Source organism: Microbulbifer okhotskensis, assembly GCF_023895975.1.
Lineage (GTDB): Bacteria > Pseudomonadota > Gammaproteobacteria > Pseudomonadales > Cellvibrionaceae > Microbulbifer > Microbulbifer okhotskensis.
Genome location: NZ_JALBWM010000603.1, coordinates 1 through 208, shown reverse-complemented (window position 1 = coordinate 208; position 208 = coordinate 1). Strand labels below are relative to the sequence as shown.

Genomic DNA, 208 nt, shown 5'->3' with positions numbered 1-208 from the left:
GTCGCTGGATAGATGCTCTGTATAGCCTCAGGGAAGCCCTTCAAGCCATCAACACATGCAATCAGGATGTCTTTGACCCCACGGTTGTTGAGGTCGGTCAGAACACTCAGCCAGTGATGTGCGCCTTCTTGGTCGGATAAATAGAGCCCCAGCAGCTCCTTTTTGCCTTCAATATTAAGGCCAAGAATCGTGTCAATGGCCTTGCTGG

1 protein-coding gene is annotated in these 208 nt (G+C 51.0%); it reads right to left on the bottom strand.

What is annotated here, in order from left to right:
- A partial coding sequence (locus MO867_RS24485) for a transposase (RefSeq protein ID WP_252473574.1) occupies positions 1 to 208 on the bottom strand: 208 nt, incomplete at both ends.